Source organism: Polynucleobacter sp. CS-Odin-A6 (genome assembly GCF_018882095.1).
Lineage (GTDB): Bacteria > Pseudomonadota > Gammaproteobacteria > Burkholderiales > Burkholderiaceae > Polynucleobacter.
In genome coordinates, this window is the sequence record NZ_JACVPD010000005.1 from 75,119 (window position 1) to 101,809 (window position 26,691).

27 protein-coding genes and 1 tRNA gene are annotated in these 26,691 nt (G+C 46.5%); 5 read left to right on the top strand and 23 right to left on the bottom strand.

The window, feature by feature from the left end; translation table 11 throughout:
• Nucleotides 1-9: 9 nt before the first annotated feature.
• The 11 genes from ICN15_RS10700 to ICN15_RS10750 form a co-directional block, all read right to left on the bottom strand.
• Complete coding sequence (locus tag ICN15_RS10700; RefSeq protein WP_216202733.1) at nt 10-1,263, bottom strand: NADH-quinone oxidoreductase subunit D; 1,254 nt, start codon at nt 1,261-1,263, stop codon at nt 10-12.
• Between the two features lie 2 nt (nt 1,264-1,265).
• Entirely contained in the window at nt 1,266-1,865 is a 600-nt protein-coding gene (locus tag ICN15_RS10705; protein WP_216202734.1) for an NADH-quinone oxidoreductase subunit C, read from the bottom strand.
• 3 nt (nt 1,866-1,868) lie between these two features.
• Complete coding sequence (locus tag ICN15_RS10710) at nt 1,869-2,351, bottom strand: NADH-quinone oxidoreductase subunit B family protein (RefSeq protein WP_011902891.1); 483 nt, start codon at nt 2,349-2,351, stop codon at nt 1,869-1,871.
• A 5-nt stretch (nt 2,352-2,356) separates the two neighbouring features.
• Nucleotides 2,357-2,716: an NADH-quinone oxidoreductase subunit A gene (locus tag ICN15_RS10715; RefSeq protein ID WP_216202735.1), complete on the bottom strand. Its 360-nt coding sequence runs from the start codon at nt 2,714-2,716 to the stop codon at nt 2,357-2,359.
• A 98-nt stretch (nt 2,717-2,814) separates the two neighbouring features.
• Nucleotides 2,815-2,899, bottom strand: a tRNA-Leu gene (locus ICN15_RS10720).
• Nucleotides 2,900-2,984: 85 nt separating this feature from the next.
• Nucleotides 2,985-3,332: a preprotein translocase subunit SecG gene (secG, locus tag ICN15_RS10725; RefSeq protein ID WP_216202736.1), complete on the bottom strand. Its 348-nt coding sequence runs from the start codon at nt 3,330-3,332 to the stop codon at nt 2,985-2,987.
• Nucleotides 3,333-3,354: 22 nt separating this feature from the next.
• Entirely contained in the window at nt 3,355-4,113 is a 759-nt protein-coding gene (gene tpiA, locus ICN15_RS10730) for a triose-phosphate isomerase (protein WP_216202737.1), read from the bottom strand.
• A 17-nt stretch (nt 4,114-4,130) separates the two neighbouring features.
• Nucleotides 4,131-5,129 carry an NAD(P)H-quinone oxidoreductase gene (locus ICN15_RS10735; RefSeq protein ID WP_216202738.1) on the bottom strand — a complete coding sequence of 333 codons (999 nt, stop codon included), beginning with the start codon at nt 5,127-5,129 and terminating at the stop codon, nt 4,131-4,133.
• A gap of 24 nt (nt 5,130-5,153) precedes the next feature.
• Entirely contained in the window at nt 5,154-7,322 is a 2,169-nt protein-coding gene (gene pnp, locus ICN15_RS10740) for a polyribonucleotide nucleotidyltransferase (RefSeq protein WP_216202739.1), read from the bottom strand.
• A 271-nt stretch (nt 7,323-7,593) separates the two neighbouring features.
• Nucleotides 7,594-7,863: a 30S ribosomal protein S15 gene (gene rpsO / locus ICN15_RS10745; protein ID WP_112204355.1), complete on the bottom strand. Its 270-nt coding sequence runs from the start codon at nt 7,861-7,863 to the stop codon at nt 7,594-7,596.
• 226 nt (nt 7,864-8,089) lie between these two features.
• Nucleotides 8,090-9,295 carry a patatin-like phospholipase family protein gene (locus ICN15_RS10750; RefSeq protein WP_216202740.1) on the bottom strand — a complete coding sequence of 402 codons (1,206 nt, stop codon included), beginning with the start codon at nt 9,293-9,295 and terminating at the stop codon, nt 8,090-8,092.
• A gap of 82 nt (nt 9,296-9,377) precedes the next feature.
• Between ICN15_RS10750 and ICN15_RS10755 the strand changes: the two genes are divergently transcribed.
• Nucleotides 9,378-9,971, top strand: a complete 594-nt coding sequence (locus tag ICN15_RS10755; protein WP_216202741.1) for a YSC84-related protein — start codon at nt 9,378-9,380, stop codon at nt 9,969-9,971.
• A gap of 31 nt (nt 9,972-10,002) precedes the next feature.
• Here ICN15_RS10755 and ICN15_RS10760 read toward each other — a convergent pair whose 3' ends face one another.
• From ICN15_RS10760 to ICN15_RS10785, 6 genes are all read right to left on the bottom strand, one after another.
• The gene (locus ICN15_RS10760; protein ID WP_216202742.1) at nt 10,003-11,550 is read right to left on the bottom strand and encodes a 2-isopropylmalate synthase; all 1,548 of its coding nucleotides are present in this window, start codon (nt 11,548-11,550) and stop codon (nt 10,003-10,005) included.
• Nucleotides 11,551-11,824: 274 nt separating this feature from the next.
• Nucleotides 11,825-12,688 (bottom strand): CDP-diacylglycerol--serine O-phosphatidyltransferase, encoded by an 864-nt coding sequence (pssA, locus tag ICN15_RS10765; RefSeq protein WP_216202743.1) that lies wholly within the window; start codon nt 12,686-12,688, stop codon nt 11,825-11,827.
• 27 nt (nt 12,689-12,715) lie between these two features.
• A complete protein-coding gene (locus ICN15_RS10770; protein ID WP_216202744.1) occupies nt 12,716-13,363 on the bottom strand; it encodes a phosphatidylserine decarboxylase in 648 nt (215 codons plus the stop codon).
• Between the two features lie 64 nt (nt 13,364-13,427).
• A complete protein-coding gene (ilvC, locus tag ICN15_RS10775) occupies nt 13,428-14,444 on the bottom strand; it encodes a ketol-acid reductoisomerase (protein ID WP_216202745.1) in 1,017 nt (338 codons plus the stop codon).
• Nucleotides 14,445-14,495: 51 nt separating this feature from the next.
• Complete coding sequence (gene ilvN / locus ICN15_RS10780) at nt 14,496-14,987, bottom strand: acetolactate synthase small subunit (RefSeq protein WP_216202746.1); 492 nt, start codon at nt 14,985-14,987, stop codon at nt 14,496-14,498.
• The gene (locus ICN15_RS10785) at nt 14,987-16,774 is read right to left on the bottom strand and encodes an acetolactate synthase 3 catalytic subunit (RefSeq protein ID WP_216202747.1); all 1,788 of its coding nucleotides are present in this window, start codon (nt 16,772-16,774) and stop codon (nt 14,987-14,989) included. Before ICN15_RS10785 ends, ilvN begins: the two co-directional genes overlap by 1 nt.
• 193 nt (nt 16,775-16,967) lie before the next feature.
• Here ICN15_RS10785 and ICN15_RS10790 point away from each other — a divergent pair, with 193 nt between their 5' ends.
• Genes ICN15_RS10790 through ICN15_RS10805 form a run of 4 tightly spaced genes read left to right on the top strand, consistent with a single transcriptional unit; the run spans nt 16,968 to nt 19,202 of the window.
• Nucleotides 16,968-17,537, top strand: a complete 570-nt coding sequence (locus ICN15_RS10790; protein WP_216202748.1) for an RNA polymerase sigma factor — start codon at nt 16,968-16,970, stop codon at nt 17,535-17,537.
• The gene (locus ICN15_RS10795) at nt 17,534-18,001 is read left to right on the top strand and encodes a DUF3619 family protein (RefSeq protein ID WP_216202749.1); all 468 of its coding nucleotides are present in this window, start codon (nt 17,534-17,536) and stop codon (nt 17,999-18,001) included. The genes ICN15_RS10790 and ICN15_RS10795 overlap by 4 nt, the downstream gene beginning before the upstream one ends.
• A gap of 25 nt (nt 18,002-18,026) precedes the next feature.
• Nucleotides 18,027-18,659, top strand: a complete 633-nt coding sequence (locus ICN15_RS10800; protein ID WP_216202750.1) for a DUF3106 domain-containing protein — start codon at nt 18,027-18,029, stop codon at nt 18,657-18,659.
• A gap of 3 nt (nt 18,660-18,662) precedes the next feature.
• Nucleotides 18,663-19,202: an RDD family protein gene (locus ICN15_RS10805; protein WP_370625450.1), complete on the top strand. Its 540-nt coding sequence runs from the start codon at nt 18,663-18,665 to the stop codon at nt 19,200-19,202.
• 25 nt (nt 19,203-19,227) lie between these two features.
• On the opposite strand, the gene ICN15_RS10810 is transcribed toward ICN15_RS10805, so the two are convergent.
• From ICN15_RS10810 to ICN15_RS10835, 6 genes are all read right to left on the bottom strand, one after another.
• Nucleotides 19,228-21,639: an FtsX-like permease family protein gene (locus ICN15_RS10810; RefSeq protein ID WP_216862843.1), complete on the bottom strand. Its 2,412-nt coding sequence runs from the start codon at nt 21,637-21,639 to the stop codon at nt 19,228-19,230.
• A 71-nt stretch (nt 21,640-21,710) separates the two neighbouring features.
• Nucleotides 21,711-22,496, bottom strand: a complete 786-nt coding sequence (locus ICN15_RS10815) for an SDR family oxidoreductase (RefSeq protein ID WP_216202751.1) — start codon at nt 22,494-22,496, stop codon at nt 21,711-21,713.
• Between the two features lie 57 nt (nt 22,497-22,553).
• The gene (locus ICN15_RS10820) at nt 22,554-23,198 is read right to left on the bottom strand and encodes an ABC-type transport auxiliary lipoprotein family protein (RefSeq protein WP_216202752.1); all 645 of its coding nucleotides are present in this window, start codon (nt 23,196-23,198) and stop codon (nt 22,554-22,556) included.
• 8 nt (nt 23,199-23,206) lie between these two features.
• Nucleotides 23,207-24,121 carry an MlaD family protein gene (locus ICN15_RS10825; protein WP_216202753.1) on the bottom strand — a complete coding sequence of 305 codons (915 nt, stop codon included), beginning with the start codon at nt 24,119-24,121 and terminating at the stop codon, nt 23,207-23,209.
• Nucleotides 24,118-24,915: an ABC transporter ATP-binding protein gene (locus ICN15_RS10830; protein WP_216202754.1), complete on the bottom strand. Its 798-nt coding sequence runs from the start codon at nt 24,913-24,915 to the stop codon at nt 24,118-24,120. Before ICN15_RS10830 ends, ICN15_RS10825 begins: the two co-directional genes overlap by 4 nt.
• Nucleotides 24,915-26,087, bottom strand: coding sequence for an ABC transporter permease (locus ICN15_RS10835; RefSeq protein WP_216202755.1), 1,173 nt, complete (start codon nt 26,085-26,087; stop codon nt 24,915-24,917). Before ICN15_RS10835 ends, ICN15_RS10830 begins: the two co-directional genes overlap by 1 nt.
• Nucleotides 26,088-26,691 lie beyond the last annotated feature (604 nt).

Genomic DNA, 26,691 nt, shown 5'->3' on the forward strand with positions numbered 1-26,691 from the left:
CACACTGTATTAGCGGTCAATCTCCCCGAACACAATATCTTGGGTGCCAATAATCGTGACTGCGTCAGCCAACATGTGACCACGAGACATCTCATCCATAGCAGATAGATGTACAAATCCTGGTGCACGAATCTTGAGGCGATACGGTTTATTCGCACCGTCAGAAATCAAGTAAATACCGAACTCGCCTTTGGGATGCTCAACCGCAGAATAAGCCTCGCCATTGGGAACATGCATACCTTCAGTGAAGAGTTTGAAGTGATGAATCAGCTCTTCCATATTCGTCTTCATATCAACACGCTTGGGTGGCGATACTTTGTGGTTATCACTCATGACCGGGCCATCATTTGCTTTGAGCCAGGCAATACATTGCTTAATGATGCGATTGGATTGACGCATTTCTTCCATGCGCACCAAATAGCGATCGTAAGAGTCGCCGTTTACGCCCACAGGAATATCAAAGTCGAGCTTGTCATAGGTCTCGTAAGGTTGTTTTTTACGCAAATCCCACTCGATGCCAGAACCCCGCAACATCGGGCCAGTAAAGCCCAACTGCAAAGCACGTTCAGGCGTCACAACGCCAATGCCAACCAAGCGCTGCTTCCAGATCCGGTTATCCGTCAGGAGATTGCAATACTCATCGACGTTTCCATCAAAGCGCCCAGAGAACTCTTCAATGAAATCCAGCAAAGTACCGCTACGATTTTCATTCAAGCGTTTGATAGCAGAAGTGCTACGTACCTTGGACTGAGAGTACTGAGCCATTTGCGTTGGTAGATCACGGTAGACGCCACCTGGACGGTAGTAAGCAGCATGCATACGCGCGCCAGAAACGGCTTCGTACATATCAAAAATATCTTCACGATCACGGAAGGCGTATAGGAATACGGCCATTGCGCCAACGTCTAAGCCGTGACAGCCGATCCACAAGAGGTGGTTGAGTAAACGCGTTAACTCATCAAACATGACGCGAATATATTGGGCTCGCAAAGGCACATCTACTTGCAGCAATTTTTCAATTGCCATCACGTAAGCGTGCTCATTAGCCATCATCGATACATAATCCAAGCGATCCATGTAAGGAACGTTTTGAATCCAAGTACGGGTCTCGGCTAATTTTTCAGTGGCGCGATGCAGTAAACCAATATGCGGGTCTGCACGCTGGATCACTTCACCATCTAGCTCCAGCACCAGGCGTAAAACACCGTGAGCGGCAGGATGTTGAGGTCCAAAATTGAGGGTGTAGTTCTTAATCTGTGCCATAGCTAAACCGGGCCTCCGTACTGCTCTTCACGGACGATACGCGGTGTAATCTCGCGCGCTTCAATCGTGACGGGTTGGTAAACCACGCGCTTGAGCTCTGGGTCGTAGCGCATTTCCACATTGCCAGAGATGGGGAAATCTTTTCTAAATGGGTGACCGATGAAACCATAATCAGTCAAGATGCGACGCAGGTCATCATGCCCATCAAACAAGATGCCATAAAGATCAAATGCTTCACGCTCAAACCAATTCGCCGCCGCCCATACTGGCGTAAGTGAGGCGAGGATGGGGTACGAATCTTCTGGGGCAAATACGCGTACACGTAAACGCCAGTTATGCGCCAGAGACAAGAGATGCGTTACCGCAGCAAAACGTGGGCCAACCCAAGCACCGTCGCGGAAATCTTGATAATCCACACCGCATAAATCAATGAGTTGCTCAAAGGCCAATGAAGGCTCATCACGCAAGAGCATGGCGGATTCAAAATACGTATCTGCATTCAAAACGACCGTCACTTCACCTAAAGCAATTTCGATTGACTGGGTGCGCTTACCTAGAACTTTTTCTAGATTGGCTGCGAGTTGAACTAAACGATCTGACATGAATTAAGCCTTCCGCGCAATCGTGCTGGTGCGAGCAATCTTGGATTGCAACTGAATAATTCCGTAGATTAATGCTTCTGCAGTTGGGGGGCAGCCAGGCACATAAATGTCTACAGGCACAATACGGTCGCAACCACGAACCACTGAATACGAGTTATGGTAATAACCACCGCCATTGGCACATGAGCCCATGGAAATAACCCAGCGGGGTTCTGGCATTTGGTCATAGACCTTGCGCAAAGCAGGTGCCATCTTGTTACATAAGGTACCAGCCACAATCATCAAGTCCGATTGACGTGGGGATGGACGAAAAACTACCCCAAAACGGTCTAAGTCATAACGGGAAGCCCCTGCATGCATCATTTCTACAGCGCAGCAGGCAAGACCAAAGGTCATTGGCCATAAAGAACCATTACGCGTCCAGTTGATTAACTGGTCTGCAGTAGTAGTAACAAATCCCTCTTTAAGAACGCCTTCTAATGCCATAACGATCACTCCCAGTCGAGGGCGCCCTTTTTCCAGATATAAACAAATCCCACGATAAATTCCAGAAGGAAAATCACCATGGAGGCATAGCCAAACCAGCCGATATCACGCAAAGCCACACCCCATGGGAACAGGAATGCTGTTTCTAAGTCAAATAAGATAAATAAGATCGCAATGAGGTAATAACGCACGTCAAATTTCATGCGTGCATCTTCAAAAGCCTCAAAACCACATTCGTATGGCGACAGTTTTTCAGCGTTTGGCTTAGAAGGAGCCAACACTTTTCCGAGGAACATGGGCACTAAACCGACCCCAATACCTACGAGGATAAAAAGCAGAACAGGAAAGTAATTAGCGAGATCCAAAATAGCCTTGATTCTTTCGTCTGGTGAGTCTGAATAAGATACAAATTAACAATTACTTCACTACATAAAACCTGGATAACAGCTTCAATCTTACAATTTGGTGCCGACGGCGAGACTCGAACTCGCACAGCCTAAGCCACTACCCCCTCAAGATAGCGTGTCTACCAATTTCACCACGTCGGCATCTTGTAAAACTCGTCAATTCTACTGCATTGAACCTAGTAAATACCCTGAAAAACAGCTTTTAAACCCCTTAAAACCAAATATTTTATTTTGGAACTGCTGGTTTGGTAGGATCCTGAACAGGGGCAGCCGGTGCAGCTGCAGGAGCGGCAACAGGGGCTACGGTGCCAGACAAAATGCCTGGGCTAACTTCCTTCTTATTACCGATCCAAGTTATCCCTAGGGTGCATACAAAAAAGATAGCAGCAAAGATAGCCGTTGTGTGGGAAAGAAAATTGGCAGAGCCGCTGGCGCCAAAAAGGCTACCCGAGGATCCAGAACCAAAAGCAGCACCCATATCGGCGCCCTTTCCCTGCTGAAGCAATACCAACAAAATCACTGCCAAAGCGGAAATCACCTGCACAACAATCAATAAAGTCTTAAACCATTCCATGGCTTATCTCCAAATAAAAAATCTAGGCCTGACAAATAGCCAGAAAATCCTGCGGGCTCAATGAGGCGCCCCCAATCAATCCGCCATCAATATCTGGCATTGCAAATAGTTCAACAGCATTATCAGGCTTGACACTGCCGCCATACAAAATTCCCACATGGGATGCAACATCCTCATCAAACTCTGCCAACTGCAAGCGAATGGCCCGATGCATATCTTGAGCAAGCTGCGCGCTAGCAACCTTACCAGTGCCAATAGCCCAAATAGGCTCGTAAGCAATCAAACAGTCAGCCAAACGGTCTTGCAAGATGGCTACTTGCCTTGAAATTTGGCCTCTCACAACCTCAACCTCACGACCAGAGTTACGCTCATCGGCAGACTCGCCTACACAGATAACTGGAATCATGCCGTTATCGAGAACTTGCAGCGCTTTTTCTGCAACCTGCTCATCCGCTTCCTGATGGTACTGGCGGCGCTCTGAATGCCCCACAATGACATAAGTACAACCCAACTCTTTCAACATTGAGGCAGCAATCTCGCCGGTATAAGCTCCTGCGGCATAAGCCGATACATCTTGGGCACCCATACTCAAAAAAGCGAGAGAGCAATCACGAATCAATTCACCGCATTGCGCCAAATAAAGCGCCGGCACACAAAACGCATACTTACGACCTGCAGGCATGCCCTGCTCCATCCCACGACAAACCGTTTTAACCCAGTCTGCATTCCCCGCAAGACTGCCGTTCATTTTCCAATTACCGATAACCGTGAGTGGACGCATGCAATCTAACTCAATACTTAAACAGTTAACACAATCTTGCCAACGTGCTCAGAGGATTCCATCAAACGATGGGCATCTGCCGCCCGATCTAAGGCGAAGGTTTTATAGATTACCGGCTTTAACTGACCCGCATTGAGTAATGGCCAAACATGATCAAACAACTGCTTGGTAATTTGCTTCTTAAAGGAGACTGGGCGTGGACGCAAGGTTGATCCAGTAATCGTTAAACGACGACGTAGAATTTGATTGGTGCTCACTTCTGCTTTTGAACCACCCTGAATCGCAATAATCACAATGCGACCATCATCAGCTAAGCAATCGATTTCTTTTTGAACATAGGCGCCAGTCACCATATCGAGAATGACATTGACACCCTTGCCATCAGTAGCCTTCTTCACCTCTTCTACAAAATCTTGTGTCTTGTAGTTAATGGCCAAGTCAGCACCCAAGGCTACACAGGCAGCACACTTCTCATCGGTACCTGCAGTAACAAATACCTTATGACCTAAAGCCTTGGCAATGAGAATGGCAGTTACTCCTATGCCACTTGAGCCACCTTGCACTAACAAAGTTTCACCTTCAGCTAATTGACCACGCATAAAGACGTTGCTCCACACAGTGTAAAAAGTTTCGGGTAAGGCAGCCGCCTCTTGATCGCTGAAACCGGTTGGATAAGGCAAACATTGTGCAATAGGTGCAGTACATCTGTCTGCATAACCACCGCCTTGCACGAGTGCACAAACTTTATCACCCACTTTGAGGCCAAAGAGATTATCGGCGTGAGCTAAGTCACCGCCAATAATTTCACCAGCAACTTCAAGACCAGGAATATCAGATGCACCCGCTGGAACTGGATAATGGCCCTTACGCTGTAAAACATCTGGACGATTAATACCCGCAGCCAATACCTTAATCAAAATCTCGCCTGTTCCAGCGGCCGGAACTACTGGATCAGGACGAGTGGCAGGCACCAACATTTCTGGTGCGCCAAATTCTTTGATTTCAATGACGTGCATAAATACTCCTGCTCGCTAATCTGCTTAAGCAGACTCGCCAGATGCCGGAGCTGCGTCTGTAACCACTTCAGCAGCGCCTGCTAAAGGAGCAATCGTGCCACCTTCATCAGCCATAGCTGCTTTGAGGGAGAGACGTAAACGACCACGCTCATCAGCAGCTAACAATTTCACACGCACTACTTGGCCTTCTGCCAAATAGTCTTTCACTTCTTTTACGCGCTCATTTGAAATTTCAGAGATATGCAAGAGACCGTCTTTACCTGGCAGAATATTAACCAAGGCACCAAATTCAAGTAACTTCACTACTGGGCCTTCGTAGATTTTGCCTACTTCAGCTTCAGCAGTAATACCTTCGATGCGTGCTTTTGCTTCAGCCATACCTTCAGCACTAGTAGAAGCAATCGTGACAGTACCGTCATCTTTAATGTCAATGCTGCAACCTGTCTCTTTAGTCAAGGCTTGAATGGTTGCGCCGCCTTTACCAATTACTTCACGAATCTTGTCCGGATGAATCTTGAATGAAACCATTCGTGGAGCATGTGCAGACAATTCAGTACGTACTGAACCCATTGCCTCTTGCATCTTGCTCAAAATGTGTAAGCGACCTTCTTTAGCCTGAGCTAAAGCGACCTGCATAATTTCTTTAGTGATGCCCTGAACCTTAATGTCCATTTGCAAGGCGGTAATACCGTTTGCTGTACCAGCGACTTTAAAGTCCATATCGCCTAAGTGATCTTCGTCACCCAAGATGTCGGTCAAGACGGCAAAACGATTGCCATCTAAAATCAAGCCCATGGCTACACCAGCAACGTGCGCCTTGACAGGAACACCCGCGTCCATCATCGCCAAACAGCCGCCGCAAACAGAGGCCATGGATGAAGAACCATTGGATTCGGTGATTTCTGAAACCACACGAATACTGTATGCAAAGTCTTCTGCACTTGGCAGTACCGGAATCAATGCACGCTTAGCCAAACGACCATGACCAATTTCACGACGCTTTGGGCTACCTACACGACCAGTTTCACCGGTAGCGAATGGAGGCATGTTGTAGTGGAACATAAAGCGATCACGGTATTCACCTTCGAGTGCGTCAATGATCTGCTCATCACGCGCTGTACCTAAGGTAGCAACTACGAGAGCCTGTGTTTCTCCACGAGTAAACAATGCTGAACCGTGCGTGCGCGGTAATACGCCATTACGAATCTCAATCGGACGAACAGTACGAGTGTCGCGACCATCAATCCGTGGCTCACCATTCAAAATCTGGCTACGAACAATCTTGGCTTCGATTTCAAATAGGATGTCATTAACAGCTACTGCATCAACATCACCCTCTTCAGCAAGCTTAGCCATGACTGTTTTAGTGGTTTCTTTGAGCTTATCTGTACGAGCACCTTTTTGACGAATCTGATAAGCCTCACGCAAAGGCGCTTCAGCCAATGCAGTTACTTTGGCAATGAACGGCTCATCTTTAGGAGCAGCAGTCCAATCCCATTCAGGCTTGCCCGCTTCTTTTACTAATTCATTAATCGCATTGATGGCGGTTTGCATTTGGTCATGACCATATACAACTGCACCCAACATGATTTCTTCGGACAACTGATTGGCCTCTGACTCAACCATCAATACAGCGGCTTGTGTACCAGCTACGATTAAATCCATCTCGCTAGTAGCTTGCTCAGTACGGGTGGGGTTCAAGAGGTATTGGCCATTCGCGTAACCAACGCGCGCTGCGCCTACTGGGCCAGCAAATGGGATACCTGAAACCGCTAATGCAGCAGAAGCAGCGATCAAAGCAGGAATATCAGAGGGTACATCCGGGTTGATAGACAACACATGAATGACAACCTGAACTTCGTTCAAGAAACCTTCTGGGAATAATGGACGCAATGGGCGATCGATCAAACGGGAGATCAATGTCTCACCTTCTGATGGACGACCTTCACGACGGAAGAAGCCACCAGGAATTTTTCCTGCAGCATAGGTTTTTTCTAGGTAATCCACTGTCAATGGGAAAAAAGACTGGCCAGGCTTAGCTGACTTGGAAGCCACTACGGTACCCATAACGACGGTGTCATCGATATTCACGATCACGGCACCACCAGATTGACGAGCAATCTCGCCCGTTTCCATCGTGACTTGATGGTTACCCCATTGAAAGGTTTTTACTGTTTTGTTAAATATAGACATTCTGATCTTCTCCAAATTGTTCACGTAAAAGCCACATGGATTTCACGCTTGTCGTGGGATAAAGCAGTGTCACGACAACACTGGAGCGTTTAAGGATTACAAGGGATGCCATTCCAGGGAGGCACTGAGCTTACAAACCCAGAAACTCATTGGAATGACACGATCCCCTACACAAATAATCTTGAAGCGCTCAAAAAACATGCCATCTGCCTAAGACTGATTCTGCGAAGAAACAACCTCAAGATAGATGGCATTGCAATACCGATAAGAATTACTTACGGAGACCTAATTTCTCGATCAATGCGCGATAGCGACCCAAATCCTTGCCCTTGAGGTAATCCAAGAGGCGGCGGCGGCGTGAAACCATCTTCAACAAACCACGACGGCTGTGATGATCTTTAGCGTTAGCTTTGAAATGGGGGGTTAATTCATTGATTCGGGCTGTTAGCAATGAAACTTGCACTTCAGGGCTACCCGTATCATTTGCGCTGCGCGCGTTATCTTTGACGATTTCCGCCGTTTTAATATCAGCAACTGCCATTTTCATGCTCCTTACTTGCGAACACTCGAGCTTTCACCCAAATCGTGTCGTGCGTTTATTAATCAAATAAAACAAAAAAGCTTTATAAATCAAAGCCATCGAATTGTAGCAGATCCACCATCAATTCCCCGATCCATGGCTAAGCATCCTAAAGAGACTTAAACCAGAGAGATTGATATAAGACGCTGATTTATATAAAAATTTTCATCAAAATCACCAAAATTGCCTATTTTTTAGGCAAATCTTCATCAAATCCTTTTTTGTAGCCGGGAGGATATTTTTGCCACTCCTTGCCACTCAGACCCTGTTTATAACCATATTCGAAAAGAGCCTGCATATAAGCAGTATCAAACTCTGTCTTGTGCGGAAATTTGAAATCCGAGCCTATAAAAGCCAAGTTAAAAGTGACGCCATCAACCTGGGTGTTGTGATAAATCCGATAAAGATCTCCAATACCTTGGGTCTGAATCAGACTAGAGATCGCCCTCTGAATAATGCTTAGAGTTTCCCGCTGCGTTTCGCGCCACTCAGGATCCAAGCGAGAATTGCGAATGATGTAAGCATTGCGCTGTTTTTGGAGCTTTAAATTCAGATCTTTTGCTCGTTGAGATAAAGCACTGGGATACAGAAATACCTGGGTAATAGCGCCACCATCTACGTGCATTTCTTGAAAGCTTTGGCCAGCAACCTCAAAATCAAACATCATCGGAGAAAACGCTCCTGGAATGGAGGCTGAGGCCAACATGATTTTTCTAAAAAGCTCGAGGGCCTCAGGTGTGCCAATGCTGGCAATCTTACCCATATTCCACACGACGGGAATCCCGGCGTCTAAATTAGTAGTACCGATCAATAGCCAGCGGTTTTTAGTGGTGTACTCGTAAGCGACTTTTTTCAAGAAGTCTTGATTAACAAATTGAGAAATCAATTGATACAGCGGCGTAGTATCGGATAACCCATCCCCCAGAATTCCAGAGATTAAACCTCGCTCTGTAAAAATATCTTGTGGGCCAACCTGGGTATATACATGACGCAACGCGGGATCGTATTCTTTTCCCATAAATGCAAATGGCGCAATCAAGGCGCCCGTACTAATACCTGTAACTAAATTAAATTGAGGCCGATCACCATGGTCAGACCAGCCGATAAGTAAGCCTGCTCCGAAAGCCCCGTCATCTCCTCCACCAGATAAAGATAAATAGTTTGCGGAGGCCTTTAATGTCTTGTCACTTCTAGCGTTGAAGCCAGCCTGAATATCATCTGCCATCTGAACAATACCGGATTGGCTCGCAACCAGATATCTCACACCCGACAAGCCAGCAATTTGCGCCTGCCCCATCTGCTGAGATGGCACTGCAGCTTTGCGCTGTAAGCTGCTACAACCAAATAAGGTAAGGATGAGGAGGGCTAAGATAAAACGAATCAGTATGGGCATGGTTTCTAATTAGTAGTCAAGAGGCAGGATGGAGTATAAAGATGAATAAATTTAGCTATCCAAATACAGCGAGGGAATATCAATGCAAGCCAAAATCATTCATCTATTAGCCTACAGTCTACTAACCCTATTTCCGTTGAGTAGCTTTGCCCAATTTTCCAATCCTTTTGCCTCTAGTAAAACTGTTGCCGAGCAGCGTCAAGAAATTCTAAAGAAGAATGATGACACTCTCAAGCAACTCTATCAAGCACAACCCAAAGCAAAAGAACTCATCGAAAAATCTGTTGGCTATGCCACCTTTAGCAACTTTGGCATGAAGATTCTGATTGCTGGCGGTGGAACGGGTAGCGGAGTTGTTATCCAAAAAGATGGGGCCAAACCCATTTTTATGAACATGGCTGAGGTGCAAGCTGGCCTCGGTTTTGGAATCAAGTCATTCCAAAATATTTTTGTGTTTCAAACTAAAGCCGCACTGAATGACTTTGTAAACTCTGGATGGACCTTTGGAGGTCAAGTGACAGCATCCGCAAAATACGAGACTAATGGAGATGCCTATCAAGATGCTACCGTTGTAGCGAGTGGCGTTTTGATGTACCAACTCACAGACTCAGGCCTTGCCGCTGAAATCACCGGCAAAGGAACCAAGTATTACAAAAATACGGACCTCAATAAGTAAGTGTTGCATTGCTGATGGCGCCGCAAACTGCTTATGGTGTCATCTGTGCGTTGAGCTTAGCTTGACTAGGATCATGAAGCTTGTTCAGTGCTGATAAATAAGCCTTTGCCGAAGCAGCAATAATATCCGGATCAGTGCCAACGCCATTCACAATTCGACCGCCCTTAGCTAGACGCACAGTCACTTCACCCTGTGACTGCGTACCTGAGGTAATCGCGTTCACAGAGTAAAGCAACTGCTCCGCCCCACTCTTCACTATCCCCTCAATCGCATTTAAGCTGGCATCAACCGGGCCATTACCTTCAGCTTCAGAAGTCACTTCTTTATCGTCAACCCGGAAGGTCACTTTAGATTTTGGACGCTCACCTGTTTCAGAATGCTGACTTAAGGAAATAAATTTATAAAACTCACCCTCTTCAGCCGCTGCGGAATCAGACATAATGGCAATAATGTCTTCATCAAAGATCTCTGACTTTTGATCAGCCAGGGTTTTAAAGCGCACAAAGGCTTCATTCAAGTCCGCCTCAGCTTCAAGCGCAATGCCTAACTCTTGCAAGCGTTGCTTGAAAGCATTACGACCAGATAATTTTCCCAAGACAATCTTATTCGCGGCCCAACCCACATCTTCTGCGCGCATGATTTCATAGGTGTCACGATTCTTCAAAATACCATCTTGATGAATCCCTGAAGTATGTGCAAATGCATTCGCTCCAACCACTGCTTTATTGGGCTGAACTACAAATCCCGTAATTTGAGAGACCAACTTAGAAGCAGGCACGATCTGAGTCGCATCTATGCCGCAGACCATATCAAAGTAATCTTTGCGGGTACGCAAAGCCATCACAATCTCTTCTAAGGCAGTGTTACCAGCGCGCTCACCCAAGCCATTAATAGTGCACTCAATTTGACGCGCCCCACCAATTTTGACGCCGGCCAAAGAGTTCGCCACTGCCATTCCTAAGTCATTATGGCAATGGACAGACCACACTGCCTTATCGGAGTTGGGCACACGAGTACGCAAAGTGTGAATGAACTCACCGTACAACTCAGGGGTTGCATAACCTACCGTGTCAGGAATATTGACCGTGGTAGCGCCCTCATTGATGACTGCTTCAACCACTCTGCATAAGAAATCCATTTCTGAGCGATAGCCATCTTCTGCGGAGAACTCAATATCGTCAGCCAAGTTTCTAGCAAAACGAATCGAGCGCTTGGCCTGCTCCAATACTTCCTCTGGAGACATGCGCAGTTTTACTGCCATGTGTAATGGACTAGTCGCCAAGAATGCATGAATGCGTTTCGCGTTAGCAGCCTTTAAGGCATCAGCAGCACGCGTAATGTCTTTATCGTTCGCACGCGCGAGCGAACAAACAATTGAGTCTTTCACCGCAGCAGCAACTGCGGAAATCGCCTGAAAGTCACCCTCGGAGCTAGCAGCAAATCCAGCCTCAATCACATCAACCTTGAGACGCTCTAACTGACGAGCAATACGAACTTTCTCGTCCTTCGTCATTGAAGCGCCAGGTGATTGTTCGCCATCGCGTAAGGTGGTATCAAAAATGATTACTTTGTCGCTCATCACTACTCTCCGGTTCAATGTTGCTTATTGTTACTTGATGTTGCTCGCTGTTACTTATTATTAATTGTGGCTTCATTGTCAGTCTAAAAACAAAAACCCCAGCAATTTGCTGGGGCTGGTATGTGGCGGCTAATGAATTACTTTATTCTCATTAGCTCAAGCCTTACCTGCCCCAAGCTGTAGGCTTAGTGCTAAAAGCAGTTTCCTGCTAGGCAGCTTGGATAAGGGTGAGAAATTCATCAACATGGATTAAATATAACCTAAATATTCTAAATTAGCTAAAACGACGCCCACTCAAACTTTCCCATGCCCAAATGACATAGCCAGAAATGGAATACACCACAAAGAGGCCGAATAAGGTTAAGGGCGGGTTGGAGGAGATGAGTACAAAAGTGAGGATCATCAGAACCATCACACCAAAGGGGACGCGGTAGCGAACATCTAAAGCCTTACCGCTATAGAAACGGGCATTGGAGACCATGGTGAGACCGGCATAAACAGCCAAGAAGAAGGTAATCCAGGGAATGGCGCTATCGCGCACAGGTATTTTATTGTCATCAGCCAACCAGATGAAGCCAGCTATTAATGAGCCAGCGGCCGGGCTTGGCAAACCCTGGAAGAATTTCTTATCAACCACAGCCGTATTGACGTTAAAGCGCGCTAAACGCAAAGCGGCACCTGCGCAGTAAGTAAAGGCGGCTAACCAGCCCCACTTACCTAAATCCTTTAAAGCCCATTCGTAGGCAACTAAAGCAGGAGCTACGCCAAATGACACCATATCTGCTAAAGAGTCATACTGCTCACCAAAAGCACTTTGGGTATTTGTCATTCGCGCTACACGACCATCCATACCATCCAAGACGAGGGATGCAAAGATTGCAATCGCGGCAGTCTCAAACTGGTGATTCATCGCATTCACAATCGCAAAGAAACCACAGAATAAAGCTGCCGTAGTGAATGCATTCGGAAGAAGGTAAATACCTTTACTGCGACGACGCGGCTTATCAGCATGCAACTCTTCTACCTCGAAATCTACTCCATCACCAAGGTCTTCAGCCCACTGATCTTGAGTCCGATCAGTACGAGCTTTTGGTAGGCGACTACGATCGATACGGCCTCGACGGCGAAAAGTAGGCAAAGAATATTCCCAGTAAAAGTAGTTACATTAACCTAAGCCAGGCACTCGAGCTAATGCAGTATTGGTTGCAAATACTTTATCACCAACGCTGACCAAAGGCTCGGCTGTTAAAGGCAAATAGACATCTACCCGGGAGCCAAAGCGAATAAATCCGTAGCGCTCACCTGCTTTGAGCCTATCACCTACATGGATATAGCAAAGGATTCGGCGAGCAATCAAGCCCGCTACCTGCACAAGGGTCACAATTTGACCATTGGCATCAATCACAACGGCATTACGCTCATTCTCAGTGGAGGCTTTATCCAGATCAGCATTAACAAACTTGCCCGGGAAATACTGAACCTCTTTTACCAAGCCATTCACTGCACTACGGTTGGAGTGAACGTTAAACACATTCATAAACACGCTAATCTTTAAGGCTTCACGTCCTGCATAGGGATCATTAGCCACCTCCACCACCACAATACGCCCATCGGCTGGAGATAAAACCAAGTCTCGACCTATGGCAGCAATCCGCTGTGGATCACGGAAGAACTGCAGAACAAAGATAAAGATGATCCAGAGTGGCCATGACCATGCAATACCACCAAGGTAGTGCACTAGCAAAGCAACAGCCCCCACCAATGCCAAATACGGCCAACCTTCTTTCGCAATAATGGGGTGTGGATACATCATCTTTGTTCTGAGCCTTTAAATGAAAATCATCAATTTCTAAATTATTACTTAATGAGCTCTTTGCTTAGTTTTTAGTCTGGTCAACTAATTTATTTTTCGCAATCCAAGGCATCATGGCACGCAATTTAGCGCCAACGATCTCGATATCATGCTCAGCATTCAAGCGACGGCGTGAAATCAAAGTAGGTGCACCCGCCTTGTTTTCCAGAATGAAGCTCTTGGCGTACTCACCAGTCTGAATATCTTTCAAGCACTGACGCATTGCCTTCTTCGTTTCTTCAGTGACAACACGTGGGCCAGTGACATACTCACCGTACTCCGCGTTATTAGAGATAGAGTAGTTCATGTTGGCAATACCGCCTTCGTAGATCAAGTCAACAATCAATTTGAGTTCGTGCAAGCACTCAAAGTAAGCCATTTCGGGAGCGTAACCTGCCTCAACCAAAGTCTCAAAACCGGCTTTGATCAATTCCACTGCGCCACCACAAAGAACAGCCTGCTCGCCGAACAAGTCCGTTTCGGTTTCTTCGCGGAAATTGGTTTCAATGATGCCAGCACGGCCACCACCATTCGCTGTTGCGTATGACAAAGCAACATCACGTGCTGAGCCCGATTTATCTTGATATATAGCGATCAAATGGGGAACACCGCCACCTTGAGCATAAGTACCACGAACAGTGTGACCTGGTGCTTTAGGGGCAATCATGATGACATCCAAGTCAGCGCGCGGCTGAACTTGACCGTAGTGAACATTAAAGCCATGAGCGAATGCTAATGCAGCGCCCTGCTTAATATTACCGTGAACTTCTTTACTGTAAACATCAGCGATTTGCTCATCAGGCAAGAGCATCATTACTACATCTGCATCTTTAACCGCTTCGCCAACTTCTTTTACTGTCAAACCGGCATTCGCAGCCTTACTCCAGGAAGCGCCATCCTTACGTAAACCAACAGTAACATTACAGCCCGAATCCTTGAGGTTCAATGCGTGTGCGTGACCCTGTGAACCGTAACCAATGATGGTCACTTTTTTGCCCTTGATGAGTGACAAATCAGCGTCTTTATCGTAAAAAACTTTCATGCTCTTTCCTTGTATTGAAAATGTAGTTAATTCAGTAATCAGTTAAAAAAATTAAACCTTCAGGATGCGTTCGCCGCGCCCAATCCCAGAACCACCCGAGCGGACAGTTTCCAGAATCGATACACGATCAATCGAATCAATAAAGGCATCTAATTTGGCACCATCACCAGTTAATTCAATGGTGTAACTCTTGTCAGTCACATCAATGATGCGACCACGGAAAATATCCGTTGTCCGTTTCAGCTCTTCGCGCTCTTTACCTACCGCGCGCACTTTAATCATCATGAGCTCACGTTCAATATGAGGGCCTTCAGTCAAATCAAATACCTTTACCACTTCAACTAAGCGATTGAGGTGTTTGGTGATTTGCTCAATGACATCCTCAGAGCCGATCGTAACGATCGTCATACGAGAAAGCGAGGGATCTTCAGTAGGTGCAACACTCAAGGTTTCAATGTTGTAGCCACGCGCAGAAAACAAGCCTACAACGCGCGATAGTGCTCCTGGTTCGTTCTCTATCAGTACAGAAATAATGTGACGCATCAGAGTTCCTCGCTACCCAAGAGCATTTCAGTAATACCCTTGCCTGCTTGAACCATCGGCCAAACGTTTTCTTCTGGGTCTGTCTGGAAATCCATAAACACAGTGCGATCTTTTAAGCGGATTGCCTCTTTGAGAGCACCCTCAACATCAGACTTTTTCTCAATACGCATTCCGACGTGACCAAAGGCCTCAGCCAACTTCACAAAGTCAGGCAAGGAATCCATGTAAGAACTGGAATAACGCTTGTTATAAGTGAGCTCTTGCCATTGACGAACCATACCAAGGTAACGGTTATTCAAAGACACAATCTTCACAGGCGTGTTGTATTGCTTACAAGTGGAGAGCTCTTGAATACACATCTGAATCGAGCCTTCACCGGTGATCGCAAACACATCCTGATCGGGGAACGCCTTCTTGATACCCATAGCGTATGGCAAACCTACACCCATCGTTCCAAGACCGCCTGAGTTAATCCAGCGACGGGGTTTGTCAAACTTATAGAACTGTGCAGCCCACATTTGATGCTGGCCAACGTCCGAAGTGATGAAAGCATCGCCACCAGTAAGTTCCCATAGCTTCTGAACTACGTACTGTGGCTTGACGATTTGTGAAGCCTCGTCGTACTTTAAGCAATCTTTTTTACGCCATTCGTTAATCTGCTCCCACCATGCCGCTAACTTTGCACCATTTTTACGTGGGCCAGCAGCTTTCAGTTGAGCAGTCATCTCTTGTAATACTTCTTTGAGATTGCCCACAATCGGTACATCGACCTTTACCCGCTTGGCAATCACGGAGGGATCGATATCAATATGGATGATCTTGCGTGGATTAGTGGCAAAGTGCGTAGGATTACCAATCACGCGGTCATCAAAACGCGCACCAATGGCAATCAGCACATCACTGTGTTGCATCGCCATGTTGGCTTCGTAGGTGCCATGCATTCCGAGCATACCCACAAATTGCGGGCTCGTACCAGGAAAGCCACCAAGTCCCATCAAGGTATTGGTGACGGGATAGCCTAGCAAATCAGCAAACTCTTTTAACTCTGGTGCAGCATCAGCCAAGATGACGCCACCACCGGTATAAATAAAAGGCCGCTCTGCCTCTTGCAGTAAAGAGACTGCTTTACGAATTTGTCCGCTATGTCCCTTTACTACAGGGTTATAGGAGCGCATCTCCAATACCTCTGGATAAACAAAAGGGCCTTTAGCTGCTGAAACATCCTTCGGGATATCAATCAGCACAGGGCCTGGCCTACCTGTCTGCGCAATATGAAAAGCTTTCTTAATCACCAGAGGAAGATCTTTTACATCCTTAACTAAGAAATTATGCTTGACCACTGGGCGAGTAATACCAACAGTATCTGCCTCTTGAAACGCATCCTCACCAATAGCGTATGTCGGCACATTACCGCTGATGATCACCATCGGAATGGAATCGGTATAGGCAGTTGCAATTCCCGTAACTGCATTGGTGACGCCAGGGCCAGAAGTGACTAAAGCAACACCAACCTTACCGGTTGCCCGTGCATAACCATCGGCCGCATGGACTGCTGCTTGCTCATGACGCACTAGAATGTGCTCGAATTTGTCCTGCTTAAAAATTTCATCGTAGATAAAGAGAACGGATCCACCGGGGTAACCCCACACGAACTCAACACCCTCTTTGTGCAATGCTTTCACCAGCATCTCGGCACCAATCATTTCTGGTGGCGTAACTACGGAATTTGGATTTGTTGTGTCTTGATTAGCTTTAGGAGCTAAAAATTCTGCGCTGCTTGTATTCATTTTCTTTCGTCCTTTGCAATTTTCGGCAAAAAATTGTTTGGTCTGTTCTGTCTCCTGCTTATGGCCTGAGTTCGAACGGCGCTGCTACCGGAAAAAACCACTTCTTGAATGAGATTTTAGGTAGTAAGCCCTATATTCTATAGCAATCCCCTAAAATCAACCAATTCCATCTGATTCAGGTCTAATCTACTGAATGGCTTCACCCCAAGAACTTTCTGATTTCCTAACCAGTGTTGAGAAGCGCGCTTTTAAACAAGCGGTCTATGCTGTTCGGGATGACGATGCTGCCCTAGACATCGTTCAAGATGCCATGATTAAGCTATCTGAAAAGTATGGTGATCGGCCGGCTCAAGAGCTGCCCTTGGTTTTTACTAGAATTCTGCAAAATCGCATTCATGACTGGTTTAGGCGTCAAAAGGTCAGAAATACTTGGGTGTCGCTCTTTTCTAATATGGGAAAGAAATCAGATGAAGGCGACGATTTTGACCCTCTGGAGTCCCTTTCTGCGCCTGATGACAGCGAAATTCACCAAGATGGGGCGTTTAAACTAGAAAGAAGTCAGCTTTTACAGGCTTTGGAGTCAGAAATATCAAAATTGCCTGCCCGTCAACGAGAAGCCTTCCTGATGCGTTATTGGGATGAGCTGAGTATTACTGAAACTGCCCTAGCCATGCGTTGTAGCGAAGGAAGCGTCAAAACCCACTGTTCAAGGGCCACCCAGGCTCTAGCTAAAGCATTGAAATTAAAAGGAATTACGCTGTGAACCGCAAGAATGAAGAACTCTTAAACCCAACAGAAGCCGATCAATTTGGTCGGGCTACTGCCGCTCTACTCCGCGACGGATCTCAATCCCTGTCAGCCGTAGTAAAAGACCGTCTCTATTCAGCCCGCTTGAAGGCACTTTCGGTTCAGAAACCGGAGAAAATTGCCGTTTATCAGCCTGTTTTGGCCTTTTCCGCCGGAAACCGGTCCTTCGGCTCCCGCTCTTTTTGGGATAACCTTGGTTGGGTTGCCCCCTTGGTTGTTCTGGTGTTTGGCCTAATTGGCATTGCCCAATGGCAACAAGACTCCCGTATTAACGACATTGCTGAATTAGATGTGGCCCTCTTGACTGATGAGGTCCCTCCAGATGCTTACGCTGACAGCGGCTTCATGGGATTCCTAAAAAATGGCGCCCTTTCTGATTCAAATCAAGATAGCTCCGATACCGCTAAGCTACCTTCCTAAAGTTCATGTTTAGCCTCATTAGCGCATGCTGAAAAAATTACGCTCTTTGGGAAGTCCGCTCGCCATTAGCGCGATGTTGATGCTGGGTGCATTTGGATTCATCTTGAGCCCTAATGCAAACGCCCAAACCGCTGCGGGCGGTCATGGAAAATCTACCGGCATTCCCGAGAAAAGGCCAGATGGAACCTGGGAAGGCCTTAAGCCTGAGCAGCAAAAAACCCTAGCGCCACTAGAAAGCGACTGGGACTATATGCTCCCCGATAGCCGCAAAAAATGGATGCAAGTAGCTAACCTATATCCGAAAATGAGCGAAGCAGATCAGCAACGCCTGCAGTCCCGCATGGCTGGCTGGTCCAACCTCTCCCAAAAAGATCGTCGCCTTGCCCGAGAAAATTACTTAAGCAGCCTCAAGTTTCCTGCAGAGAAAAAGGCAGAGGCTTGGAGTGCATATCAAAAACTGAGCGATGAGCAAAAGAAAAAATTAGCGCAGACAGAGATCAATAAGAAAAAACCAACTGCAGTTAATGCACCTACATTACAGCAGCGTCCAGTCACACAAAAGCCAAGCTTAGCCCCAACAATACCGGTAAATAATGCGTCTAACCCAGAAACTCCAGCACTGAGCACTAACTCCGATGCTAGCTCGAGCAACCCCTAAGTCGTGATCACTCCCGCTGAATTAAACGTCCTACCCGCTCCGCAATTTTGGCGACGGGTCTCTTGCACCCTGTATGAGCAATTGGTTTTATTGGGCGTAGTTGCTTTGACATTCTTATTACCTAATCTAGGCCTTGGTATTGTGTTTGGCAGTTCTTTGCCAAGCTGGCTCACCTTTCTCTACCTCTACGTAATCTTGGGTATTTATTTTGTTTGGTACTGGACCAAGTCAGGACAAACCTTAGCCATGCAAACTTGGCGAGTGAAGATCATTGGCCCAGGAGGTCATAATTTAACTCGACATCAAGCGATTTGGCGTTATGTTTATGGGTCTTTATGGCTTGTGCCATGCGTCATCCTGCAGTGGATTTTTGACTTTGAGAAATGGCAAATTATTGAAATGCTATTTGCTGTCGCTTTATTTCTGTGGCCTCTGAGCATTTACTTGGATCGCGTAAGCCCTCTGCTTCGCCAAAGTCTGCCAGATCGGTTTGGCGGAACACGTCAGGTGGAGTTGCCTAAGAATCTAGTAACAATCTCTTAGGCCTGAAATCCGAATTACAAGGTTTTCAGATCTCGCGCAGGCATTCCATTGCGGTAGCGGTTTGAATTTTTCTCTGAAAGCGATAACCCGCTAAAAGGCAAGCAGCCACCCCAAAGCAGATGCCCATTGCCAAAGACTGGGTAAAGGCCTGGAACTCAATTTCTAACACAAAGCGTCCCAATGCCCAGGCAGCAATTCCTGCTGTGAGACCTGCCAAGGTGCCCGCAAGCATGCCAATGACCAAGAGTTCAGCAAGCGCAATTCTTCCCAGTAAAAAACGCGATGCGCCCACTGCCTTTAGTAATGCAGCACTTCTAAAGCGCTCATCTTGGGTTGCAGCAATAGCAGCAAGCAAGACCAGTACAGCAGCAGCAATCGTAAAGGCAAAAAGCAAGCCCAAAACAGAAGACAAGCGATCCAGAACATCTTGGATTTGGCGCAGTGAAGTCCCAACATCAACAATGGTTAAGTTAGGGTAGTTTTGTGCCAGCTGATAATCAAGGCTCTCAGTCTCAGTGCTCTGATAGTAAGAGGTGATCCATGATTGAGGCATCTCTGCGAGCATAGCGGGCGGCATAATCACAAAGAAGTTCACCTTCATCGAACTCCAATCTAACTTACGCAAAGAAGTAATGGGTGCGGTAACTCTTTCTCCGGCAAGTTCAAAAGTCATTTGATCGCCCAACTTCAGCTTAAGGGTCTTAGCAATACCAACTTCTAATGACACTTGTGGCGCGCCTCCCTCGATCCATTTGCCTGCAGAAATACGATTGCCCTCAGGTAACTGTTCAGCATATGAAAGATTGAACTCTCGGTCAACTAGTCGACGGGCATTCTCATCCGCATAATCGTTCGGCCCGATCAATTTACCGTTGATCTCGATCAAACGTGCGCGGATCATTGGACTAAAGCTTGGATTTTGGATGCCTGCCTGTGCGAGAGATTGAGTGATATCTCGCTTTTGATCTTCTTGAACATTAATCATGAAGCGATTAGGTGCATCCACGGGAATATTTCCCTGCCATGTACTTAATAAATCCTGCCGAAGCAGCAGAATGAGTAGCAATGCCATCAGCGCAATACCTAAGGCAGTGATTTGCATAACTGCAAATCCTGCCCGACGTGCTTGAGCCGTCAATGCAAAACGTAAAGCAAAACTATTAGCACTCCATTTGGCAAAGAGCAGATTCAGTCCGCGTAATGCGAACCAAGAAACAAGTGCAAAGAGAAAAACAGCTAAGCCAAAACTTAGTCCAACCCAAGCAGCTAACTTCCAGTCTCTAGCTGCGATTGCAATCAAAGTAAGACAGGTAATCAGCCCAAACAGTGCAACCCAAACTACCTTTATGTTGACAGTTCCCAACTCTTTACGAATCAGTCTTACCGGGGAAATCGTTACTAAACTCATTAGCGGTGGCCCAGCAAAACCCACCAATAAGAATGAGGAAAACAAAATACTCCAAGCGACAGGCCAAATCGAAACAGAGGGTAAATTAGCCATCACTAAATTCCCCAAGATACGCATGAGGACCTCTTGCACGCCGAATCCAATCACTGCACCAATGACAGCGGCCAACAGGCTCAGACTAGTCAATATTTTAATTTGATTAAGCAAAATAGCCTGCTGGGTAGCGCCAAGACATTTCATCACCGCACACACATCTGCTTGTCTAAGAACATAACGTCGTGCCGATAAGGCAATCGCTACGGCAGCCACCATCGCTGTGAGTAAAGCCACCAAGGATAAAAAGCGCTCTGCCCGCTCTAGCGTTTTCCGCATCACCGGCTGCGCATTTTCTAGAGTCTCGATCCGTAAGCCGCGTAAACCCTCAGAGTCGATCCATTGCGTGGCCCATTTTTCATAAGCGGAGATAGCTTGATCATCCCCTGACAGCAAGAGACGATAAGTAACACGGCTACCTAGGCCAATCAGTCCGGTAGAAGGCAAGTCATCTAGCGACATCATGATGCGCGGGGCAAAGTTCATAAATCCAGCCCCACGATCTAGTTCACGCTCCAAGACGCCGCCAATGAAAAATGATTTATCACCCAAGGTAATCTGATCGCCTACTTTGGCACGCAGTGCATTGATCATTGCAGGATCTAGCCATACGGATCCGCTTGGTGGAGTAAGGCTTGGCAAAGCAGATGAAACCTGAAGCGCTCCTCGCAGGGGATAGGTATCACTTACCGCCTTGAGCGAGGCCAGCTTGCTTTGCGAACCTGCTGTTGCCATACTTGGGAAGACAATCGTTTGAGCGATATTCAGCTGCCGCTCTTTAGCTTCCTGAATAAACCGTTCAGGCAATGGCCGATCTGCTACTAACAGAAGATCTGCAGCTAGTAGTTGGCGGGCATCCAACTGAAAGGCCCGCTGCATCCGGTCAGCCAAGAAGCTAACGCTAGATAAGGCTGCTACCGAGAGAGTTAGCGCCACCAAAAGTGCTACTAACTCGCTCGATCGAAAATCTCGCCTAATGCTCTGAAGAAAATGGGTTTGCACTACGATTAAACCGCTTGTATCTGACCACCATCAACCCGGATCACTGACCCAGTAATGAAGGAGGCATTTTGACTTGCTAAAAATGCAGCAGCGTCCCCATATTCCTGAGGATCCCCGTAACGACCCATGGGAATTTGTTTCAAACTTAACTGGACGACGGAGTCATAACTCACATTTTCACGTTGGGCACGCGCCTCATCCAACTGACGTAAGCGATCAGTCGCAACACGACCCGGCATGATGACATTGACAGTAATGCCATTAGCCGCTACTTCTGCCGCCAAAGTTTTAGACCATGCTAATAGCGCTGCACGCAAGGTATTGGATATGGCGAGGTTTTTGATAGGGGCGATTGCACCAGAAGTGGTGCTGGTGATAATACGGCCCCACTTGCGTTCACGCATGCCGGGTAGAACGCGATCAGTAATACTGATGAGCGAAAGCACCATATCGTTAAAACTCTTTTGCCATAGAGCTGGATCTTGTTCAGCCGCAGGGGTTGGTGGTGGTCCGCCGGTATTGTTAATTAAGATATCGATTGGACCCAATTCTTGCTCTACCTTGGTAACCAAGTTGTCAATGACTGAGCGGTCTGACAAGTCCCAACTGAGTGCGAGTGCTTTGCCACCAGCAGCCTCAATCAGCTCGACGGATTTTTTTAGACCTTCCGCATTGCGCCCAGTCACTGCCACCTTGACACCTTCACGGGCTAAGGATACCGCCATTGCCTGACCTAAACCACGACTCGATGCCAACACCAAAGCCACTTTACCTGTAAGCCCTAAATCCATCTCTTCCCCACCTTATCTATTTCAGTATTGCAATTCTAGAATGACTGCTGTGAATGACTACTGCCCCAAGGGTGACGGCAACTTACCTGCGTATTGATACAACACCACCTCATACTCCCTCAAAATTTTCGCCAAAGCCTCCTGCTGACCGAGAACCAATGCTTGAGGGGTATTATCCTTTAATGGGATTCTCTTGGTATAACGGTTTTTACCAATCACAGGATCCCGTTTTTTGGGATCAGTAGCGGTCAGGAAAAATTCTACCGTCACCACTGCCTCAGGACGAATGCGATAGTCACCGTAAAACTCCTCAATAGAAGTCTGGAGGACGTAATAAGGGAAAAAGCTATTTCCCTGCCCCACTGTCATTGAAAAGATCTGAGCATTATTCATCCACTGGCGTGTCGCATTGCCAACCATCTCATTGGGTAGCGCAGAATAAATATTGTAAAAATCTTTTTCATAGCGCTGATCTCCTAAACGGTAGACGAGGGACTTACCATCAAAAGGGGGGGATGTCGATACTGAGCCCATTTTTAGCCAAAGATCTGTACGCGGCTTATAAGCAGTGCCGGTTCTTTCGGGTGCAACCATCCAACTAGCAGTCTCCAATGCAGGGCGCTGAGGCAATGAACAGGCAGTGAATACAGCAAAGATAAGTGCTACTAAAGTGAGCTTAATAAAGCGTGAATTTCTCATCATCTGCATTCTCATTTTTGCGCTCCATTCATTGGCGGAGTAATCCTTGCGGGTGGCTCACCCCAGAGCAAGGTCGATGGAGACTGACTTGCGACCCGAGTAAATTCATTTAGCTGCTCACTAGCCAGGCGAAGGTTTTCCAGGGTAGCAGTGGTATCACCTTGCACACTAGTCACTGTTTGACGTAAGGAAACCATGGTAGCAGCCAACTCTCGCATCAGAATATTTAACTGATCTTGATCAGTTGCCTTTGCAATTCGGTCCAGCAAAACATTCAAATCTTTTGTGGAATTAATTAAACCCGCGTTATTCTTGCCATCGCCAGCCATTAACTGATTGAGATTTCCCAATAGCGCATCAAATTTCTTTTGAGTTTCCGCTACATCTAAACCATTTAAACCAGTTATAAGCCTTTGGATGCCAGAGAGAATCTCATCAGCCTGGTTAGGCATGGAAGGAACGACCGGATATTCAGGCGTCCACGTATAACGTAATGGCGAATACTCAGTTGCAGAGGGGTAGAAATCAAACTCAATGTAGTTAACCCCAGTAATACCCATTGATTTGACACGTGCGCGAAGGTTGTCCTTAAGATAAGTTTCGAGATTATCTAAGCGAATTTTATCTCCAAAAATTTGCATCCTTACCACTACATACTCACGACGATCAGCCATCTTTATATCTTGCTCATAAAGATCACCCGATAAGCCAATGGAGGTCACCTGACCAATCTTTACCCCCCGAAAACGCACAGCAGCACCGGCATCTAAGCCGGTTACAGACTGCTTAATATAAGTTTCAACCATGAATGATTTCTTGAAGAATTGTCCTGAACCAAAAATCAACACCACAGCGAGTAGCACACCGACTGCTGCTAGGACAAAAATACCCAAGCGAAAATAATTAGGATTGGAGTTATTACTCATGCTGCTTCCTTACTCATAATGCGATTGAAGAATTGGTGCACTCTAGGATCTTTACTGGTATCGCGTAATATTTTTGGATCACCCTGAGCAATAATGCCCTTAGCATCCTTATCAAGCATGATGACCTTATCGGCGATGGAATAAATACTAGCTAATTCATGTGACACGATTACAAACGTAAATCCTAAATTGTTTGAGAGGTCTAAGATCGTACTGTCAAGATCAGCAGAGGTAATGGGATCTAGTCCCGCTGAGGGTTCATCTAAGAATAGAATCTTCGGATCGAGAGCCATAGCCCGTGCAATTGCAGCGCGCTTCTGCATACCGCCACTGATTTCACTTGGCATATAGGTTTCGTAAGGTAATAGACCGACTAGATCTAACTTACAACGTGCCAGTAAATCCATTTGTGGCTTAGTAAGGTGGGTGTACTCCTCCATAAAGAGCGTGACGTTATCAAGCAAATTCATCGAGCCGAATAAAGCGCCCTGCTGATACATCACCCCAAAGCGCGTCATTATTTTTTGGCGCTCCGCTCCCTGAGCGGAAGTGATATTTTGCCCCTCGATCAATACATCTCCGGAGAGTGGTTGATATAGCCCAAATAAATTCTTTAGCAAACTCGATTTACCGCATCCAGATCCGCCCAAAATCACGAAAATTTCCCCGCCACTGACGGAAAAATTTAGGTTTTGCAAAAGCACATTGGAGCCATAGCCTACCGTGAGATTTTGTACTTCAATCGCATTGGCGCTGTCAGCTGTCTTTTGTGTTGTCTTGTCAGTGAGAGCCATCAGAAACCAGTCCTATAAGAGATATAAGCAAAGATTCCGTCCACTAAAACAATCATGACAATGCTGCTCACTACTGCTCGGGTTGCAGAGATCCCTACAGCAGCTGCACCCGTTCCAGTTTGCATGCCACGCAGACAACCTACTGCCGAAACTACTACTCCAAATAAAGTTGCCTTTAGTAAGCCAGAAAGAATATCTTCAATACCTACTGCAGATAGCATGCCGTTATAAAAATTAATAAATGGAATGCCGTAAATTTGCATCGTTAACATCGATGCAAAAATACTGACAATATCGGCATACAAAGTCAAAATCGGCATCACCAAAATTCCAGCAAGTACTCTAGGTACTACCAAGAAACGAATGGGGCTGAGGCCACCAGTTACTAGAGCATCTACTTCACTATTCACCGTCATGGTTCCGATCTCTGCTGCAAACGCTGCAGATGAGCGGCCGGCAAGTAAGATCGCGGTGATGAGCGGCCCCATTTCACGCACAATACCCAATGCGGCGAGTGGCCCAACAAAAGAAACGGCGCCAAATTGCTCCATACCGATAGCGGCTTGAAAAGATAAAATGACACCAATTAAGAATGCAACTAAGCCGACAATTGGTAATGCAGCAATGCCCGCCTCCACGGCGGCATTTACAAAATCACCCCAGCGCACTTGCTTCACATTGCGGATAGACCACGCTAGGTCAGACGCAAGATGTCCAGCGAAAGTAATCAGTCCTTGAGCATCATCCAATAAGTTTTGGGTAGCCATCCCGGTACTAACAATAAAACCTCTCTTTGGCTTTGGAATAGGTGCTGGGAATAAATTACTAATGGGATCGAACTCTTGCAAGAGCGGCTGATATTTAGGATCTAAGCCTTGAATCTCAAATTGCCCGCCTGCTTTTTTTTGTGCCTCTTGTATGTCGATCAGAAATGCGAATGCAGAGCCATCTAGTGAACTGACGTTTGTGGCATCAAAGATGAGGGAGCGATCTTTACCATCTCCCTGCCCAAGCCAAATCGTTTGCTTTTCACTCACATCAGTCCAAACCTCTCCTAAGGAATAGACATTGACAGTTCCACTCAATGTGACTTGAGCATGCATTGGGTCAGCTTGGGACCAAATAGCTACTGGAGCGGTCAACATTGGGGGACTGGAGTTTGAAATGCTCATAGACCAACTATAAGGGATCTGTATTAAACCGCTCAAAAACGCCAGAAATAGAAAAGGGCCCAGTTTTTTACACTAGGCCCTGTATAAGTTGGTGCGGCTGGCAGGAATTGAACCCACGACCCCTTGGTTCGTAGCCAATGTACTTGAGTGACACTTTATCTATATGAATCAATGACTTACAAGTAGTAATTTGCATAATAGAATTGGCGCTCAGGGGCTCGTAACCCCTTGTTTCTATTGGTTTGCTACTAGTTCTATTATGCAGATTTAGAGCACTTTTTTATGCAAGCATTCCCTTTTCTTTAGTGCATTTAAATTGGCAGTAAGAGTTAGCCCTTTCCTTCAGACTCACACTCAATGTTGGACGCGCAAAGAATACATCAGGCGGCTTTTAAATCCAAAGCAGGCCATCACCCTATCCAAGTCTAATCGGCAGAGTTCGACCCAAAGTAGACGCTCGAACAATAGCCACCCTGATGAACTGACCCCCAAAAGTTGGACACCATGTCCAACCAAGGGGGTTTTGTTTTATGAGCAAGTACAGCAAGCAGTTCAAGCTAAAGGTAGTTAAAGAGTTTCTAAAGTCAGGTGGTCTTAAGCGGGT